The 17,625-nt window shown below is 63.2% G+C and carries 18 protein-coding genes and 1 pseudogene; 7 read left to right on the top strand and 12 right to left on the bottom strand.

Translation table 11 applies throughout. From position 1 onward, the window contains the following. Positions 1–30: 30 nt before the first annotated feature. Entirely contained in the window at positions 31–1,287 is a 1,257-nt protein-coding gene (locus tag ASR47_RS10875) for a sensor histidine kinase (RefSeq protein ID WP_065307798.1), read from the top strand. Next, entirely contained in the window at positions 1,280–2,059 is a 780-nt protein-coding gene (locus ASR47_RS10870) for a LytR/AlgR family response regulator transcription factor (protein WP_065307797.1), read from the top strand. The genes ASR47_RS10875 and ASR47_RS10870 overlap by 8 nt, the downstream gene beginning before the upstream one ends. 106 nt (positions 2,060–2,165) lie before the next feature. On the opposite strand, the gene ASR47_RS10865 is transcribed toward ASR47_RS10870, so the two are convergent. The 7 genes from ASR47_RS10865 to ASR47_RS10835 all read right to left on the bottom strand — a co-directional run bounded on the left by ASR47_RS10865 (position 2,166) and on the right by ASR47_RS10835 (position 9,652). Further along, a complete protein-coding gene (locus tag ASR47_RS10865; RefSeq protein WP_065307796.1) occupies positions 2,166–3,209 on the bottom strand; it encodes a histone deacetylase family protein in 1,044 nt (347 codons plus the stop codon). Positions 3,210–3,235: 26 nt separating this feature from the next. Next, positions 3,236–4,819, bottom strand: coding sequence for a glutamate--cysteine ligase (gene gshA / locus ASR47_RS10860; protein ID WP_065307795.1), 1,584 nt, complete (start codon positions 4,817–4,819; stop codon positions 3,236–3,238). Between the two features lie 218 nt (positions 4,820–5,037). After that, a complete protein-coding gene (gene prmC, locus ASR47_RS10855; protein WP_065307794.1) occupies positions 5,038–5,868 on the bottom strand; it encodes a peptide chain release factor N(5)-glutamine methyltransferase in 831 nt (276 codons plus the stop codon). Positions 5,869–5,879: 11 nt separating this feature from the next. After that, the gene (locus tag ASR47_RS10850; protein ID WP_065307793.1) at positions 5,880–6,350 is read right to left on the bottom strand and encodes a disulfide bond formation protein B; all 471 of its coding nucleotides are present in this window, start codon (positions 6,348–6,350) and stop codon (positions 5,880–5,882) included. Positions 6,351–6,441: 91 nt separating this feature from the next. Further along, positions 6,442–7,518 (bottom strand): peptide chain release factor 1, encoded by a 1,077-nt coding sequence (gene prfA, locus ASR47_RS10845; protein WP_065307792.1) that lies wholly within the window; start codon positions 7,516–7,518, stop codon positions 6,442–6,444. 81 nt (positions 7,519–7,599) lie between these two features. Beyond that, a complete protein-coding gene (gene hemA, locus ASR47_RS10840) occupies positions 7,600–8,874 on the bottom strand; it encodes a glutamyl-tRNA reductase (RefSeq protein WP_065307791.1) in 1,275 nt (424 codons plus the stop codon). Between the two features lie 73 nt (positions 8,875–8,947). Further along, a complete protein-coding gene (locus ASR47_RS10835) occupies positions 8,948–9,652 on the bottom strand; it encodes a response regulator transcription factor (protein WP_065307790.1) in 705 nt (234 codons plus the stop codon). Between the two features lie 166 nt (positions 9,653–9,818). On the opposite strand from ASR47_RS10835, the gene ASR47_RS10830 reads away from it, so the two are divergent. Beyond that, positions 9,819–10,322 (top strand): hypothetical protein, encoded by a 504-nt coding sequence (locus ASR47_RS10830; protein ID WP_065307789.1) that lies wholly within the window; start codon positions 9,819–9,821, stop codon positions 10,320–10,322. Between the two features lie 8 nt (positions 10,323–10,330). Here ASR47_RS10830 and minE read toward each other — a convergent pair whose 3' ends face one another. The 4 genes and pseudogenes from minE to ASR47_RS26460 form a co-directional block, all read right to left on the bottom strand. Then, positions 10,331–10,582 carry a cell division topological specificity factor MinE gene (gene minE / locus ASR47_RS10825; protein ID WP_065307788.1) on the bottom strand — a complete coding sequence of 84 codons (252 nt, stop codon included), beginning with the start codon at positions 10,580–10,582 and terminating at the stop codon, positions 10,331–10,333. A 1-nt stretch (position 10,583) separates the two neighbouring features. After that, positions 10,584–11,399 carry a septum site-determining protein MinD gene (gene minD, locus ASR47_RS10820; protein WP_065307787.1) on the bottom strand — a complete coding sequence of 272 codons (816 nt, stop codon included), beginning with the start codon at positions 11,397–11,399 and terminating at the stop codon, positions 10,584–10,586. A gap of 38 nt (positions 11,400–11,437) precedes the next feature. Then, positions 11,438–12,175: a septum site-determining protein MinC gene (minC, locus tag ASR47_RS10815; RefSeq protein ID WP_065307786.1), complete on the bottom strand. Its 738-nt coding sequence runs from the start codon at positions 12,173–12,175 to the stop codon at positions 11,438–11,440. A 227-nt stretch (positions 12,176–12,402) separates the two neighbouring features. Continuing rightward, positions 12,403–12,865 (bottom strand): annotated as a pseudogene (locus tag ASR47_RS26460) (hypothetical protein); the annotation flags it as partial. Between the two features lie 150 nt (positions 12,866–13,015). Between ASR47_RS26460 and ASR47_RS10805 the strand changes: the two are divergent. From ASR47_RS10805 to phbB, 4 genes are all read left to right on the top strand, one after another. Then, positions 13,016–13,924: a LysR family transcriptional regulator gene (locus tag ASR47_RS10805; RefSeq protein ID WP_065307784.1), complete on the top strand. Its 909-nt coding sequence runs from the start codon at positions 13,016–13,018 to the stop codon at positions 13,922–13,924. A gap of 126 nt (positions 13,925–14,050) precedes the next feature. Next, a complete protein-coding gene (phaP, locus tag ASR47_RS10800; protein ID WP_065307783.1) occupies positions 14,051–14,524 on the top strand; it encodes a TIGR01841 family phasin in 474 nt (157 codons plus the stop codon). Between the two features lie 194 nt (positions 14,525–14,718). Continuing rightward, complete coding sequence (locus ASR47_RS10795; RefSeq protein ID WP_065307782.1) at positions 14,719–15,897, top strand: acetyl-CoA C-acetyltransferase; 1,179 nt, start codon at positions 14,719–14,721, stop codon at positions 15,895–15,897. Positions 15,898–15,981: 84 nt separating this feature from the next. Then, positions 15,982–16,722: an acetoacetyl-CoA reductase gene (gene phbB, locus ASR47_RS10790; protein WP_065307949.1), complete on the top strand. Its 741-nt coding sequence runs from the start codon at positions 15,982–15,984 to the stop codon at positions 16,720–16,722. Positions 16,723–16,860: 138 nt separating this feature from the next. Here phbB and ASR47_RS10785 read toward each other — a convergent pair whose 3' ends face one another. Continuing rightward, on the bottom strand, positions 16,861–17,484 hold the full coding sequence (locus tag ASR47_RS10785; protein ID WP_245714325.1) for a LysE family translocator: 624 nt from the start codon (positions 17,482–17,484) through the stop codon (positions 16,861–16,863). Positions 17,485–17,625 lie beyond the last annotated feature (141 nt).

The following is a 17,625-nucleotide window of genomic DNA, read 5'->3' as shown; positions in this document are numbered from 1 at the left end:
GGCTCACTTCAACGCCATCAGGACCCCATCATGACCAGTTTCTTCTTCATTTTCCGCCTGGCGCTGGCCAGCCTCGCCGCGTATGCGCTGATCGCGGCGATCGCGCTCAATGCCGTGCTGCCGGAAGGTGTCCACTTCGAAGGCTTCATCGTCGCCAGCGCCAGCCTGCTGGGCGCCTTTGCCGCCCTGAATGCGTTTTCGCATGTGCGCCGCGTGCGCCTGATCGCCGGCCAGGTCAATGGCGCCACCCTGTCCTGCCGCCAGCGGCGCCAGATCGAAGTGCCGTTCGAGGCCGGCGAAACGTTCGACCTGATCGACGCGGCGATTCGCGAACTGCCGGGCAGCGAGATGCAGGAAAGCGCGCGCGACAGCCTGCAGGTGCAGGCCCGCGTGCGCCGTCCGGCGCCGTATACGCAAGCGGGTGCGCCGCGCTGGCATCTGCTCAATTTTTTCGAGCCGCGGCCGAACCAGATCCTGGCCACGGTCACGCCGAACGGTGAAGCGGGCAGCGTGACCCTGATCTGCGAGCCGGCGCGCACCGCCTGGACCGACTGGTTCCTGGTCGACCATGGCACCAACCTGGAAAACGCGGAAGCGGTGACGCGGGCCATTACGCGCCGGGTGGCGCAGCGCCGCCGTGGCGAGCAAGCCGAGGCGCGCCAGACGGTGACGGAAAAAGAACTGACGGTGGCCAAACTGAGCCTGCTGCACGCCCAGGTCGAGCCGCATTTTCTGTACAACACCCTGGCCAGCGCCCAGCTGCTGACGCGCAGCGATCCGGCGCGCGCCGACGAGATGCTGGGCAATCTGATCGAATACCTGCGCCACTCCCTGCCGCGCACCGAGAACGCCATGTCGACCCTGGGCGTGGAGCTGGAACGGGCCCGCGCCTATCTCGATATTTTGAAAATTCGCATGGGCAGCCGCCTCCAGCTGCAGATCGAAGTGCCGCAATATCTGAGGCAGGTGGAGCTGCCACCGATGATGCTGCAGACCCTGGTGGAAAACGCCATCAAGCACGGGCTGGAGCCGAAAAGCGGCGGCGGCACGATCTGGATCCTGGCGCGCGCCGGCGAGGGCACGGTCGCCATCACGGTGGCCGACGATGGCCAGGGCTTCAGCGACCATGGCGGCGGCACCGGCATCGGCCTGCGCAATGTGCGCGAACGGCTGCGCCTGACCTATGGCGACGCGGCGCTGTTTGGCATCGTGTCGAATTTCCCCGGCGGCGTGGCCGCCACCATCACCGTGCCGGACAGCTCGGCCAGGGGAGCGGCATATGGCTAGGTCTTTAACGTGTGTGGTGGCAGAAGACGAAACCCTGCTGCGCGAAGCGCTGCTGACGTTATTGTCGCAAGTGTGGCCCGAGCTGCGCGTGGTGGCCGCCTGCGACGACGGCGGCGCGGCGCTGGAGGCGATCGCCACCTTCCAGCCCGATGTGGCACTGCTCGATATCCGCATGCCGGGCCTGAACGGCCTGGAGGTGGCGGCCGGCGCGCTGGACGCCAGCCCCGGCACGCAAGTGGTGTTCATCACCGCCTACGACCAGTATGCGATCGCCGCCTTCGACAAGGGCGCCGTCGACTACCTGTTGAAACCGGTGGCGCTGCCGCGCCTGCAAGCCTGCCGCGAGCGCATCGAGGCGCGCGCCGCAAAAGGAGCGGCGCCCGATGCGGCTCTGGCGGCGCTGCTGCAGCAGCTGACGGGGGCACTGCCGTCGGTAGCCAAGGCGCCGCCGCTGGTGTGGCTGACCGCCAGCAGCGGCAAGGACACCAGATTGATCATGGTCGACGATATCGCCTATTTTCAGTCCGACACCAAGTACACGGCGGTGATGACGGCGGACGGCGAATCGCTGTTGCGCAAACCGATACGCGAGCTGCTCGACGCGCTTGATCCGGCCGTCTTCAAGCAGATCCACCGCTCGACCATCGTCAACATGAAGGCGGTGGCATCGGTCACGCGCGACGAGATGGGCCGCGGCCTGCTGCGCCTGAAAACGCGGCCGGAGACGCTGACGGTGAGCCAGCCGTTCATGAACTTGTTCAGAAATATGTAATAAGCTAACCATGGTGTCGGATTACGGCCTGCGGCCTAATCCGACCTACGCTGCGATACGTAGGTCGGGTTAGCGCGCAGCGCGTAACCCGACACACCACCACAGTCTATTCCGCCGTCTCGAACCCTTCGAGCACATTGACCACATTGATGCCCAGCTCCTTGACCGCATAGCCGCCTTCGAGGATAAAGGCGGTTGGCAAATTCAGGTAGGCCAGTCGTTCGCCCAGGCGCAGGTAGTCGCCGCTTTGCAGGGCGAAGTGCGACAGCGGGTCGCCGGCATAGGTGTCCACGCCCAGGGACACCACCAGCGCGTCGGGGGCGTACATGGTGATGCGCAGGCAGGCCGTTTCCAGCGCCGTGAACCACTGGGTGGTCGGGCAGCCGGCCGGCAGCGGCAGGTTGACGTTGTAGCCGAGGCCAGCATCGATTCCGGTCTCGTCGGCGTGGCCGAGATAAAACGGATATTCCTGGCGCGGGTCGGCGTGCAGGGAGACGAACAGCACGTCGTTGCGCGCGTAGAAAATGCTCTGGGTGCCGTTGCCGTGGTGGTAATCGAGGTCGAGGATGGCGACCCGGCGCGCGCCGTCGTCAAGCAAATGCTGGGCCGCCAGCGCCGCGTTATTGAGAAAGCAGTAGCCGCCGAAAAAATCGGCGCCCGCATGGTGGCCTGGCGGGCGCGTCAGGGCAAACGTGGCCCGTTCGCCCAGGCGCAGCGCGTGGGCCGCGTTGACGGCGCAGTCGGCGCCGGTCTTGGCGGCGGTCCAGGTGCCGGCCGTCAAGGGCGTGCCGTTGTCCATCGAGTACAGGCCCAGCCTGGCCGTGAAATTGTCCGGTTCGATATCGCTGCGCAAGGTGCGCACCGGCCAGACGGACGGCACGGCGTCGCGGTTGGCGTTGTCGGGATCGAGCGCCAGCCAGTCGTGCCAGGCGTGGCGCAAGAAGTGCAGGTAGCGCGGCGTGTGGATGCGTTCGAGCGACGTCAGCGGCACGCCGTGCGGCGTGACGATGCGGCCCAGGTTGCGCCGCCCCAGCTCGGCCACCACCATGTCGGCCCGTTCCGGGACTTCGAAGCAGGGCACGAGTTCGCCACGGAACATTTCGTAGCGGGCCCGATGCTGGCTGTGCAGTTCGTTATAGAAGGTCAGCATCGGGCGCTTTACGGAAGGTTATCGAGTCAGGTGTGGGAGCACAGGGTGCTGGCGCGGTAGGAGGCGACGTAGTCGTCGAAGCTGCCTTGCGGCGCCGCTTCCATGGCGCGCTGTTCGGCCAGCGAATCAAACGCCAGCTGGTCGAAGTATGCGCTCTGTTCGGCCGTCGGTGGCTGGGCGCGGAAAAACGCCGCATGGCGCTCGCTTTGCCGCAGGCCGAAGGCGGCAAACGAGCCGCCGCTGGCGCGCAGTTCGCGCAGCACGCGCGCCGATGGCGTCGCGTCCGGGTCCGCCAGCTTCGCCGCTTGCGCGGCCAGGCTGTCGGCGTGTTCGGTGCCGCCATGGCGTGCGTCGAGCAAGGCCGCCACCGGCGCGATGCGCGCCAGCAGTTCTTCGCCCCAGGCTTGCAGGCTGATCTCTTCGCCGTCGCGGCGCAGGGTCAGGCCTGGCTTGCGGCCTTCCTTGACGGTGCGCGCGAAGTTGGCCGTATGGCAGGCGCTCTGTTCGTTTGAGATCGGTGCGCTCTCGTCGAGGGCGCAGAACAGCAAGAAGGCGTCGAGGAAGCGGCCGGTCGGCAGGCTGATGCCGACCGGCTCGAACGGGTCGACATCCATGCAGCGCACTTCGATATATTGCACGCCGCGCAGGCACAGCGCCTGGATCGGGCGCTCGCCGGTGCGGATCACGCGCTTGGGGCGGATGGTCGAATAGTATTCGTTCTCGATCTGCAGCACATTGGTCGACAGCTGACGCCATTCGCCGTCTTTCCTGGTGCCCAGTGCTTCATAGGGCGCGTACGGGTCGTTGACGGCGTGGGTCAGCGCATTGACGTAGTCGTCGAGGCTGTTTTCATGCGGACGCAGGCCGGACTGGGCGTCGTTCTGGTAACCGAGGTCGCTCATGCGCAGGCTGGTGGCGTACGGCAGATACAGGGTGTCATCGGACAAGGTGTCGAGCTTGTGCGCGCGACCGCCCAGGAAGCCGGACGCCAGCGCCGGCGAGGCGCCAAACAAGTACATCAGCAGCCAGCTGTAGCGGCGGAAGTTGCGGATGGCGGCCAGGTAGCTGGCCGACTGCACATCCCTGGCCGACGCGGCACTGGCCGATTCATGGCTGGCCAGCAGCGGCCACAGGCCTTCGTCGAGCGAGTAGTTGTAATGGATGCCGGCGATGCATTGCATGGCCTTGCCATAGCGCAGCGCCAGGCCGCGGCGATACACATGCTTGAGCATGCCCATGTTCGAGCTGCCGTAGTTGGCGATCTCGATATCTTGTTCGGCCGGCAACTGGCCCGGCATCGACTGGCTCCACAGCAGCTCGTCGCCGAGGCGGCTGTAGGCATGGCGGTGCACGGTGTCGAGTTGTTGGATCGTGACGGCGATGTCGGCTTCGGCCGGGGTGATGAATTCGAGCAGCGCTTCGGCGTAGTCGGTGGTGATTTCGGGGTGGGTCAGCGCCGAGCCGAGCGCAATCGGATGCGGCGTGGAAGCCAGATGGCCGGCGTGGTCGACGCGCAGGGTTTCACGCTCGATGCCGCGCAATCCGCCCAGCAGCGCGCGGTTGGCATCTTCGGTCAGCAATGCCAGGCGGCGTGTCAACAGGTTGGGCAATTTGAGCTTCCTTTCTTGTACAGCAAATAAATGTGGTGCTGAGATTAACCGAAAATGCGCAAATGCGTCGGCGGCCTCCCAAAAAGCGCCGTGCCGCCCGCTTGTCGCCCGGGGAAGCGCGGCGCAGGTGGCGGTCAGGAATCGCTTTATATTTTAACAAACTGAGCGCTCAACGGCGCGTCGCGCGGTCAAGCCGATGGGATGCGATGGAAAATATGTCAGCCGTGGCGGGCGCCACTCACGCGTTCGATATCGGCCAGGTCGCGCCAGCTTTGCGACTGGTTGAAGTTGGCCTCGGCCAGCAACTGGCGTACCGCGGCGGCCTGGTCGTAGCCGTGTTCCATCAGCAGCCAGGCTTTCGGCGCCAGATGGCGCGCGGCGCCGGCGACGATGCTGCGCAGCGCCGACAGGCCGTCGGCATGGTCGGTCAGGGCGCTGCTGGGTTCAAACCGCAGATCGCCTTCGGCCAGGTGGCGGTCGCCGCTGGCGATATATGGCGGGTTCGAGACGATCAGATCAAACTTTTCCGTGCCCAGCGCGCTGAACCAGTCGCTGGCCATGAAGGTGATATTGACGCCGTTGGCGCTGGCGTTGCGGCGCGCCACGGCCAGCGCCGCGCTGCTGACGTCGAGCGCCGTCACTACCGCGTCGGGCCGGGTGTGGGCCAGGGCGACGGCGATGGCGCCGCTGCCGGTGCCCATGTCGAGCACGCGCCCACCGGGCGGCAAGCGTTCCAGCGCCAGTTCCACCAGCACTTCGGTATCGGGGCGTGGTATCAGCACGGCGTCGCTGACGGCGAACGGCAGGCCGAAAAATTCGCGCTGGCCGACGATATAGGCCACCGGCTCGCCGCGCAGCCGGCGTTCCAGCAGGCAGGACAGACGCTGCGCCTCGTCGCCGGTCAGCACGCGTTCCGATTGCGTGATCAGGCCCACGCGCGACAGGCCCAGCGCATGGCCGAGCAAGATGCGGTTATCGACCGCGTCGAGCAGCGGTCGCTGTTGCAGGGCGCCGACGGTGCTGCCGGCGGGAATCAAGGTTGCTGTCATGGTGCTTTCGTTTATTTTTTGCGGCGCAGCAGCGTATACAAAAGGCCGAGCGCAAAGAGGGCAAACCAGACAAACGCCCATTGCGGTATCGACAGGCCGACGAAGGCCTCGCCCGCGTTTTCGCAGGCGCCGTACGATTCGAACATGAAGGGCATGGTTTGCGCCGTGAAGATCTTGTTCAGCGCCGTTTCCACCGGATCGATGCCGCAGGAATAGCCGGGATGGGCCAGCACATACAAATGCTTGCCGGCCACGCCCAGGCCGCCCAGCGCGGCCAGCAGGCCGATACCGGCGCCGATCGTCGGGGTTTTCGAGGCCGCGCCGATCAGGCAGCCGATGGCAATCGCGATAAACAGATAGCGCTGGATCACGCACAGCGGACACGGCGCCATGTTCATCACATGCTGCAGATACATGGCCACGCCCAGCATGACGAAGCACAGGAAAGCGATCAGGAGTAGGACGGTGCGTGAATTTTTCATGGGCGACACGGTGAGGTGGATGGAATTTTAGCCATGCATTTTCGCACAGGCGGAAAATGTTGCTGCTTAACCTCTACTTAAACCGGGTGGTTCAATCGCCGAGAGCAGCCAGTAATTCAGCCTGATGTTCAGCGGCGAGAGCATTGGTCAGCTCGGTCAAATCCCCATCCATGATGAAGTCCAGTTTATACAAGGTCAGGTTGATGCGGTGATCCGTCATGCGCCCTTGCGGGAAGTTGTAGGTACGGATGCGTTCGCTGCGGTCGCCCGAACCGATCAGACTCTTGCGGGTGGCCGCTTCTTTCGACTGCTGCTCGCGCAGCTGCACGTCCTTGATGCGCGCCGCCAGCACTTTCATGGCCTGCGCCTTGTTCTTGTGCTGGCTGCGGTCGTCCTGGCATTCGACCACGATACCGGTCGGCAAGTGCGTAATCCGTACGGCCGAGTCGGTCTTGTTGATGTGCTGGCCGCCGGCGCCCGAGGCGCGGTAGGTATCGATGCGCAAGTCGGCCGGATTGATATTGACGTCCTCGACCTCGTCCGCTTCCGGCATCACGGCCACGGTGCAGGCCGAGGTGTGGATGCGGCCTTGCGTTTCGGTGGCCGGCACGCGCTGCACGCGGTGGCCGCCGGACTCGAATTTCAATTTGGAATAGGCGCCATTGCCGACCAGGCGCACGATCACTTCGCGGTAGCCGCCCAGGTCGGAGTCCGAGGCCGACACCAGTTCCACCTGCCAGCGGTTGCGCTCGGCAAAGCGCGTGTACATGCGCAGCAGGTCGCCGGCGAACAGGGCCGACTCGTCGCCGCCGGTGCCGGCGCGAATTTCCAGGAAAATATTGCGCTCGTCGTTCGCGTCCTTCGGCAGCAGCATGGTCTGCAATTCGCGCTCGAGCTGCGTCATGGTGGTTTTCGCCGCCTCGATTTCTTCCTGGGCGAATTCCTTCATGTCGGGGTCGGCCAGCATTTCCTGCGCCGTGACGATGTCGTTGCCCGCTTCCTGGTAGGAATGGTAGAGCGCCACCAGCGGACCGAGCTCGGCATGCTCGCGCGTCATCTTGCGGTAGCTGTCCATATTCGACGTGGCGTCCTGGTGCATCAACAGTTCGTCGAGTTCAACCAGGCGGTTCGCCAGTTGATCGAGCTTGGACAGCATGGATGGTTTCATAGCGCTTCGAAGTAAAAGTGAAGGAGGGCGCAGCGTGGGCGCGCGGGACAGCGATGGCCGCGTGACGGCCAGCGGGCTGCGCTAACGGCGCGGACGGAACAGTTTTGGCAGCAGGGTGGCCAGTTGCTTGCGCTCGTCGCCTTGCGCGCGGTGCAGGGCCTGTTGCGGGCCATGCATGAACTTGGCCGTCAGGCCTTTCGACAGCGCTTCCAGCACGGCGTCGATATCGGCGCCCTTGGCCAGCATCTTGCGCGCGCGTTCGACTTCCATCTGGCGCAGGGTTTCGCTGCTTTCATGCAGATCCTGGATCACCGGCACCATGGCGCGGTCGTCGACCCAGCTCATGAACGACTGCACGCGCGTCTCGATAATGGCTTCGGCTTGCGCCACGGCCGCCTGGCGGCTTTCCAGGCCGGTCTGCACCACCTTGCCCAGGTCGTCAACGGTATACAGGAACACGTCGTTCAGGCGGCCCACTTCCGTTTCGATATCGCGCGGCACGGCCAGGTCGACCATGAACATGGGTTTGTGGCGGCGCGCCTTGATGGCGCGCTCGACCAGGCCCAGGCCCAGCAGCGGCAACGAGGACGCCGTGCAGGAGATGACGATGTCGAACTGGTGCAGTTTTTCCGGCAGGTCGGCCAGGCGGATCGCGCGGCCGTTGAAGCGGTGGGCCAGCGCCTCGCCGCGTTCCATGGTGCGGTTGGCAATGGTGATGCTGTTCGGGTTTTGCGCCGCAAAGTGCGTGGCGCACAGCTCGATCATTTCGCCGGCGCCGATAAACAGCACGTTCTGCTCGGCGATCTTGTCGAAGATGCGCTGCGACAGGCGCACCGCGGCGGCCGCCATCGACACGCTGTGGGCGCCGATCTCGGTGGTGCTGCGCACTTCCTTGGCGACTGAAAAACTGCGCTGGAACAGCTGGTGCAGATAGGTGCCCAGGCCGCCGACTTCATCGGCCGTGCGGATGGCGTCCTTGATCTGGCCCAGGATCTGCGTTTCGCCCAGCACCATCGAATCGAGTCCGGAGGCGACGCGGAAAGTGTGGCGCACGGCGTCGTGCTGCGGCAGCATGTACAGGTGCGGGCGCAGCTCGCTGTAGCTGAGCTTGTGATAATCGGCCAGGAAATGGGCGCCGGCGTCGAGCGGATTGGGCACCCGGCTGGCCGCATACAGTTCGGTGCGGTTACAGGTCGACAAGATGGCCGCTTCGTCATTGTCGCGCAGGTCGATGCGCTGGAACCAGGTGCGCGCCGCCACCACCGCCTGGCCCAGATGCTCAGGCGAAAACGCCAGCTGTTCGCGGAGCGACACTGGTGCGGTGGTGTGATTGAGGCCGACGGCTAGCAGTTGCATTTCAGGACGTGGGGATGGCGTGTGCCGACATTATAACGCTTTGTGCCCGTTGCTTGAGCAGGTCCGCCGCGGCTCAGGCATTTGCCGGCTGGCTGCTCAGCTTTTCCAGGCGGTAACCGTAGCTGTAGACGGGCACCAGCCGGTAGCCGTGCTCGGGTTTCAATTGCAGCTTGTTGCGCACGCGCGAAACGTGGGTGTCCATGGTGCGAGACGGCAGGGCTGTTTCGCGCTGCCACACGGCTTCATGGATATAGGCACGCGACAAGGGCCGGCCCAGGTTGCGGAAAAACAGCAGCGCCAGGGCAAATTCCTTGTGCGTCACGTCCAGCGGTTCGCCATCCATCAGCAGGCGGCCGGCGCGCGTTTCAAAGGTGTAGTTGCCAAACTGCAGTTGCTCGGCGCTGTTCTGGGTCGGATAGGCAATGCGCAGCAGGGCCTGCGCGCGCAGCGCCAGTTCATTGCGCCGCAGCGGCTTGACCAGGTAGTCGTCGGCGCCGGCCTTGATGCCGGCGACAATATCGTCCTCGCCCGCGCTGTTGGTCATAAACAACACCGGCGCCTTGGGCGCCAGTTTTTCGCGTGCACGGCGCAGCACTTCGGCGCCATCGAGATCGCTGCCCTGCCAGTCGAGGATCAGCATGTCGCAACTGTCCTTGCGCAATTGCCCCAGCATCTCCCTGGCGCTGCGGAAATCATGGCAAGCATGCCCTGCCGCAGTGAGCACCTGGCAGATCAGTTCTGCCTGGCTAGGGTCGCTATCGAGTACGGCAATTCGCATAATTGACTGGAATGTGTAACAACAAACAGACGGGCCGCGCTGCTTATCGTAATGTTAAGGAATGCTCTCATGAAATATAACAGAGATTGCAACTGTGTCCAGTGAAATCGAAAAGCCCGGGCTTTCCGCTACACTTGGGTTTGCCCTTACCGCGTGGAGAAACCGTATGCCAGACAATACCGATACCGATTGGAACCTGATCCCGGGCAGCCTGGCCGAAATCGAGCAGGCGCGCGAGCGCTGCCGCCGCCTGGTGGGCCGCCGCGCCATCATGTCGGCCGGCACCTCGGCGATTCCGATTCCGGGTATCGACCTGATGTCGGACGTGGGTCTGCTGTCGATGCTGATCAACGATATCAACCATGAATTCGGCCTGACGCCGGAGCAGATTGAAAAACTGAACCCGCAGTTCAAGCTGATGGCCTATCGCGTGGCGATCGGCATGGGCGGCATGCTGGTAGGGAAACTGGTGACGCGCGAACTGATCATTCACCTGCTCAAGCGCAGCGGCGTCAAGCTGGCCAGCAAGCAGGTAGCGCGCTTCGTGCCGTTCGCCGGCCAGGCCGTGGCGGCCGCGCTCGGCTACGCCGTGTTCCGCCAGATCGGCAACCAGCACGTCAGCGCCTGCGCGGCGGTGGCGCAGGAGTTGATCACGATACGGCCCAGCTGAGGAAAACCTCAGGCGTCCGGCAGCACCACATTCACGTCGAGCACTTCCAGGTTGCCCTGGCGGTCGAGCGAGATCTTGATGTCTTCGGCGTTGACCTTGGTGTACTTGGAAATGACTTCGATCAGTTCCTTGTGCAGCGCCGGCAGGAAGTCGGGGCCGTCACGGCCGCTGCGTTCGCGCGCGATGATGATCTGCAGGCGTTCCTTGGCCGCGCTGGCCGTTTTCGGTTTGGGGGGAAACAGGAAAGAAAGCAAGGCCATATCACTTCGTCCCAAAGATGCGCTGGAGGAAACCAGGCTTTTCATAGTTGGTGAAGCGCAGCGGCACTTCTTCGCCGAGGAAGCGCGAGACCACGTCTTCGTAGGCTTGCGCCACGTCGGTGCCCTTGAAGTGGATTGCCGGGTTGCCCTGGTTCGAGGCGGCCAGCACCTGTTCCGATTCCGGAATGATGCCCACCAGCGGGATACGCAGGATTTCCTGCACGTCCTGGTAGGACAGCATTTCTTCCGATTCCACGCGTTTCGGCGCGTAGCGGGTAATGAGCAGGTGTTCCTTGACCGGTTCGCCGCCAGTCTGCGCGCGGCGCGACTTCGCTTGCAGGATGCCCAGGATGCGGTCCGAATCGCGCACCGACGACACTTCCGGGTTGGTGACGATGATCGCTTCGTCGGCAAAGGTGAGCGCCATCAATGCGCCATGCTCGATGCCGGCTGGCGAATCACAGATGATGAATTCGAAGCCCATGTTGATCAGGTCGTTCAACACGCGTTCCACGCCCTCCTCGGTCAGCGCGTCCTTGTCGCGCGTTTGCGAGGCCGGCAGGATGAACAGGTTGTCGCAGTGCTTGTCCTTGATCAGCGCCTGGTTCAGGGTCGCTTCTTTATTGATCACATTGATCAGGTCATAGACCACGCGGCGTTCGCAACCCATGATCAGGTCGAGATTGCGCAGGCCCACGTCGAAGTCGAGCACGGCTGTCTTGTGGCCGCGCAGGGCCAGGCCAGTGGAAAAACTGGCGCTGGAGGTGGTTTTACCGACACCGCCCTTGCCGGACGTCACAACAATAATTCTTGCCACAAATAATCCTTTTCAGATATCTCTCAGAGTTGTGCAGCTTAAGAGCGGTTTACGGGGGTGACCGGTTTCACAGAGTGTATCTCGATTCTGTCGCCAGCCAAGCGAATTTGCGCCGGACCCGCTTTCATCTCCGGCGTAAAACCGTCCTCGAAAGTGCGGTATACACCGGCGATCGACACCAGTTCCGGCTCCATTGCCAGCGCGAAGATGCGCGCCTGCGGATTGCCCGAGGCGCCGGCCAGCGCGCGGCCATACAGCGAGGAATACACGTGGATGCTGCCGTCGGCGATGATTTCGGCGCCGTTGTTGACGACCGCCGTGATGATCAGATCGCAGCCGCGTGCATAAATGCGCTGGCCGGCGCGCACCGGCGTATCGATCACCATCACCTGTGCTTCGGCGCCGGACTCGGCCGCCAGGGTCGGGCCGTCCTTGGCCGGCGCATCGTCGCGCGTCTTGCCGCTATCGAGGCTCAGGCCCTGCGCCAGGATGGCGTCATGCATCCCGGGCGTGGCATTGCGCACGGCGACGGCGTTCAAGCGGTATTTTTTCAGCAGGGCCACCAGCGCGGCCCAGTCGACCGGCGTGTCGCCAGGCGCCAGGTCGGCCACGTCGAGCACCGCCAGGTCGTCCTCGAAAAAGTCGGCCACGCCGCCTGTCATGTCGCGCAGCGCGCCATCGAGCGCCTGCGGATCGGCGCCATGCACGATGGCCGAGACGGCAACGACAGTGGAAATCTTGATTTCGATGGGCTTCTGCGGCAGGCTTTTGGACATAAACGTTGTTCAGAGTGAAACTGCGGAAGGCCCGGTGACCGATAGGTGCACATGGAAAGCAGTAAATTTCTTGCATTCTACTGCAAAAAAAACGCTCTCAGGGGCCGCACGGATGCTATTCCGTGGGGCAACATGTGCTTCATATCAAAAAACCAGGGCGCCGCCCCGGCAAACCGGTGCGCCGCCCTGAAAGCCGCCGTGCATGCGGCCTGAAGGCCGTTCGTCTTTTACGCCGCTGCCGGCCTGCCGCGCATCTGCCTGGCCGCCTGCACCATATTGGCCAATGCCGCTTCGGTTTCCTGCCATCGCCGCGTTTTCAGGCCGCAGTCGGGATTGACCCACAAGTGAACCGGCGCAATCACCAGGCAGGCGTCCCACTGGCTGCGGCGCAGCGGCAGGGTCGTCGCGCACGAACCATCATTGCAGCATGGTGAGCGGCCCCGTCAGCATGCCTTTTATCGGTTTGCTGGTCAGGCTTTGCGACTACACCGTCCAGGCCACCGTCATGCATGCGGGGCGCTGCACGTCGCCGTAGATGACAGGCGGCTTGACGCAGCGCGCGCCGTACGATTGCACCCAGCCCAGGCGGGTAAACAGGAAACCGTCGAGCTGCTCGCCGCAGTATTCCACCATGTCGTTGCACTCGGCTTCGCCATGCACCAGCACGTCCAGGCCCAGCGCTTCCCACCGATACGGGGAAAACCAAGAATGTGGGAGTGGATGGTCATGATGTCATCGAGATTTAATGTGGATGGGCTAGAGTGTGCGGCAATCTGATTTATAATAAAAACGAAACATTTTAACGATTTACATGAAAAAAATTCACGATAACAAGGGCCCATGCTGGAAATTCGTCACCTGCGCACGCTGAGCGCCTTGCGCTCGTCCGGCAGCCTGGTGCGCGCCGCGCAACTGCTCAACCTGACGCAGTCGGCGCTGTCGCACCAGATCCGCCTGCTGGAAGACCGCTACCAGGCGCCGCTGTTCGAGCGCAAGTCGATGCCGATCGCGTTCACCGCCACCGGCAGCCGCCTCCTGGCCCTGGCCGACAAACTGCTGCCCGAAATTGAACTGGCCGAACGCGACGTGGCGCGCCTGTCGCAAGGCGACACGGGCCAGTTGCGCGTGGCGCTCGAATGCCATACCTGTTTCGACTGGCTGATGCCGGTGATGGATGCGTTTCGCCAGCGCTGGCCGGAAGTGGAGATCGACCTGGTGTCGGGCTTTCACAGCGAACCGGCCGAGCTGCTGCGTTCGGGCGAGGCCGACCTGGTGATCGGCTCGCCGTATGGTCCCGATTTCACGCAGTTTCCACTGTTCCGTTTTGAAATACTGGTGGTCATGGCGCAAAAGCACCGCTTGCAGGCGCAGCGCCGCCTGGCGCCGTCGGACTTCACGGGCGAGACCCTGATTACCTATCCGGTGCCGGAAGAGCGCATCGACCTGATCCGCGAAGTGCTGCGCCCGCACGGCATCGCCTTCGAGCGCCGCACGGCCGAACTGACGGTGGCGATATTGCAACTGGTGGCCAGCCGGCGCGGCATCGCCGCTTTGCCGAACTGGGCCATCAAGAATTACGTCGAGTACGATTATGTGGTGGCGCGGCCGGTGGGCGAGCATGGCCTGTGGAGCGACCTCTTCGTTTCCGTGCCGCCGGCGCTGGCAGACAAGGCCTATGTGCGCGACTTTGTCAGCGTGATACGTGAACAGTGCGCCGCCTCGCTGGACGGTATCAAGTTGTTGTCTTGACGATCGTTCATTTGGAAACAATCCAACAGCGAGCTTGAGTTAGGTCAAGGGATTGCAAGGGCCCGCCGCTTAAAGTGGAGCACTGTGCGGCGCAACATGCACCGCTGTCATTCGAGGAGGTATGCAATGTTTTCATTTTCCGAGCAGCTGTCCCAGGCCGGCAAGGCCGTCTACGCCGCCCAGCTGAGCAGCGCCCAGGCCCTGGCCGAAGCGGCGTTTCAAGGCGGCGCCAGGCTGATCGGCCTGCAGTTCGATGCAGCCCGCTCTTCCCTTGCCGCCAGCACGGTGGCGGCGCAGCAATTGCTGTCGGCGCCGAACCCGCAAACGCTGTTGCAGCTGTCGCGCACGCAGTCGCAACTGGCCATGGAACGCATCGGTTCCTATGGACGCCAGGCAAAAGAAGTTGTCCACGAAAACCAGGAAAATCTCACTGACGTGACAAAGGGTGAGTTTGCTGCATCGCGTCAAAAATTTGGTGAACTCATGCAAGCGGTGAAGGAGACACCGTTCCCTCTGATAAACCCGTTCAATAATTTTTTAAAAAGCCCTTTCGGCACTGCCGATGAAGGGTATGATAAAAACACGCGTCCCGGTCATTGACAGGGATCGCGCGGCCCGGCAGCGGCTATCCGCCGCGCCAGGCCGCCTGCCACCACCGCCAGGCCGGCCGCCATCGTTGCCGGCCACGCCAGTGGGGCGACTGAAGCAAAGGCGCATGCAATGATGCAGCTTGTTGCGCCTTCCCGGATTTCATCAACACCTTGGCTGTCATGGCCAGCATATCGGAGAATTAAATGGATGATGTCGTAATCGTGGCCGCTGGCCGTACCGCAGTGGGCAAATTCGGTGGCAGCCTGGCCAAGATTCCTGCGTCCGAACTGGGCGCACATGTAATCAAGGGCTTGCTGGCCAAAACCGGCATCGACCCCAACCTGATCGGCGAAGCGATCCTGGGCCAGGTACTGACGGCCGGCGTCGGCCAGAACGCCGCGCGCCAGGCCGTCATCAAGGCTGGCCTGCCGAGCGCCATTCCGGCCTTCACCATCAACAAAGTGTGCGGCAGCGGCCTGAAAGCCACCCACCTGGCGGCGCAGGCCATCAAGTGCGGCGACGCCAACATCATCATCGCCGGCGGCCAGGAAAACATGAGCGCTTCGCCGCACGTGATGAACGGCTCGCGCGACGGTTTCCGCATGGGCGACTTCAAGATGACCGACACCATGATCGTCGATGGCCTGTGGGACGTCTACAACCAGTACCACATGGGCATCACGGCGGAAAACGTCGCCAAGAAATACGAAGTGTCGCGCGCCGAGCAGGACGAATTCGCGCTGCAGTCGCAACTGAAAGCGGAAGCGGCGCAAAAAGCGGGCAAGTTCAAGGATGAAATCCTGCCGCTGGAAATCGCCAACAAAAAAGGTACGGTCGTGTTCGACAGCGACGAATACATCAAGCCAGGTTCGACCCTGGAATCGCTGGCCGGCTTGCGCCCTGCATTCTCGAAGGAAGGCAGCGTCACCGCCGGTAACGCCTCGGGCCTGAACGACGGCGCCGCCGCCGTCATCATGATGTCGGCATCAAGCGCCAAGGAACTGGGCCTGAAGCCGCTGGCGCGCATCAAGGCCTACGCCTCGTCGGGCCTGGACCCTGCCGTCATGGGCATGGGTCCGGTATCGGCTTCGCGCCTGTGCCTGAAAAAAGCCGGCTGGACGCATGAGGAGCTGGACCTGATGGAAATCAACGAAGCGTTTGCCGCGCAGGCGATTGCCGTCAACAAGGAAATGGGCTGGGATACCAGCAAGATCAACGTGAACGGCGGCGCGATCGCCATCGGCCACCCGATCGGCGCTTCGGGCGCCCGCATCCTGGTCACCCTGATCCACGAAATGATACGCCGCGACGCGAAAAAAGGCCTGGCGGCCTTGTGCATCGGCGGCGGCATGGGTGTAGCACTCGCCATTGAGCGGGATTAATCGCGGCGAACCAGCTCCGGCAGGCGGCGCCTGCCGGTAGCGATGACAGAATCTAAATAGCAGCACGACACTGAGGGGATGAAAATGGCAAGAGTTGCATTGGTAACCGGCGGCATGGGCGGTTTGGGCGAAGCGGTGTGCTTCAAGTTGGCGGCGCTGGGCTATCGCGTGGTGACCACGTATTCGCCAGGCAACACCAAGGTCGATGCATGGCTGGCGAGCACCAAGGATCAGGGCTATGACTTCAAGGCCTATCCTTGCGATGTGTCCGACTACGATTCGGCCGCCGCCTGCGTGGCGACGGTGGAAAAGGAAGTCGGCCCGGTCGACGTGCTGGTCAATAACGCCGGCATCACGCGCGACATGACCTTCAAGAAGATGGACAAGCCGAACTGGGACGCCGTGATGGGCACCAACCTGGACTCCGTGTTCAACATGACGAAACCGGTCTGCGACGGCATGGTCGAGCGCGGCTGGGGCCGCATCATCAATATCTCGTCCGTGAACGGCCAGAAAGGCGCTTTCGGCCAGACCAATTATTCGGCCGCCAAGGCCGGCATGCATGGTTTCACCAAGTCGCTGGCGCTGGAAGTGGCGCGCAAGAACGTCACCGTCAACACCATTTCGCCAGGCTATATCGGCACCAAGATGGTGATGGCGATTCCACAGGAAGTGCTGGACAGCAAAATCATCCCGCAAATCCCGATGGCGCGCCTGGGCAAACCGGAAGAAGTGGCCGGCCTGGTGGCCTACCTGGCATCCGATGAGGCAGCTTTCGTCACTGGCGCCAATATCTCGATCAACGGCGGCCAGCACATGTCCTAAGCCGTATCGCAGCACCATCGAAAGGCAGCCTCGGCTGCCTTTTTTGTTTTCAGGTAGGTCGGATTAGCGGCGAAGCCGCGTAATCCGACAACATTGTTGGCCTGTATGCTCACCAGGAGACCTGGTTGGCGCATGCGCTCAACCCGTCACCAGCCGCCCCGCCAGCAGCACAAACACGGTCGGCAGCACGAACTTGCCATAGGGCGAAGGCTTGCCGCGCATGCGCCGCGCCAGGCGCGCGGCCAGCACGGCATACACGGCGTCGAACAGCAGGCCGACCAGCACCAGGGCGGCGCCCAGGCGCAGGTATTGCAAGCCCATGCGCTCGCCATTGGCGACCACGAACTGCGGCAGGAACATGCTGCAAAACAGCAGCGCCTTGGGATTGAGCAAATTGGTGAGAAAACCGCGCACCAAACTGGCGCGCGCGCTGTGCGCGGTGGCCGGCGCCGCCGTTTCCTCGGCATCACGCCTGGACAGCGCCGCTTGCAGCAGCCGCGCCGCCAGGTAGAACAGATAGGCGGCGCCGGCCCATTTGACCCACTGCAAGGCTTCCGGATGGGTGACCATCAATGCCGCCAGGCCCGCGCCGGACAGGGCCACATGCATGGCGCGCGCGCCGGCAATGCCCAGCGCGGTGACCAGGGCCGTGGCCACGCCGCGCGCCGCACCCGTCGCCAGCACCAGCGCCATGTCGGGGCCTGGCAACAAAAACGCGCCGGCCAGTGCCAGCAGGTACATCAAAAAGGTAGAATCGGACATGGCGGCGGCAAGCATTCAATGAGATAGAGCGGCACCGGCAGCGGTGCGCGCAGCGTGTCATTATCTTCTTGCCCGCTTGAAATGTGCTTGCTATTCCTGCCTGCCATGTTCTAGTATCTGGGTGGATTCCACCCGTAATAA

Origin of the sequence: Janthinobacterium psychrotolerans, from assembly GCF_001677885.1 — a bacterium.
Lineage (GTDB): Bacteria > Pseudomonadota > Gammaproteobacteria > Burkholderiales > Burkholderiaceae_D > Janthinobacterium > Janthinobacterium psychrotolerans.
Note: the sequence above shows the minus strand (reverse complement) of the source record. Positions and strands in the feature narration are given on the sequence as shown.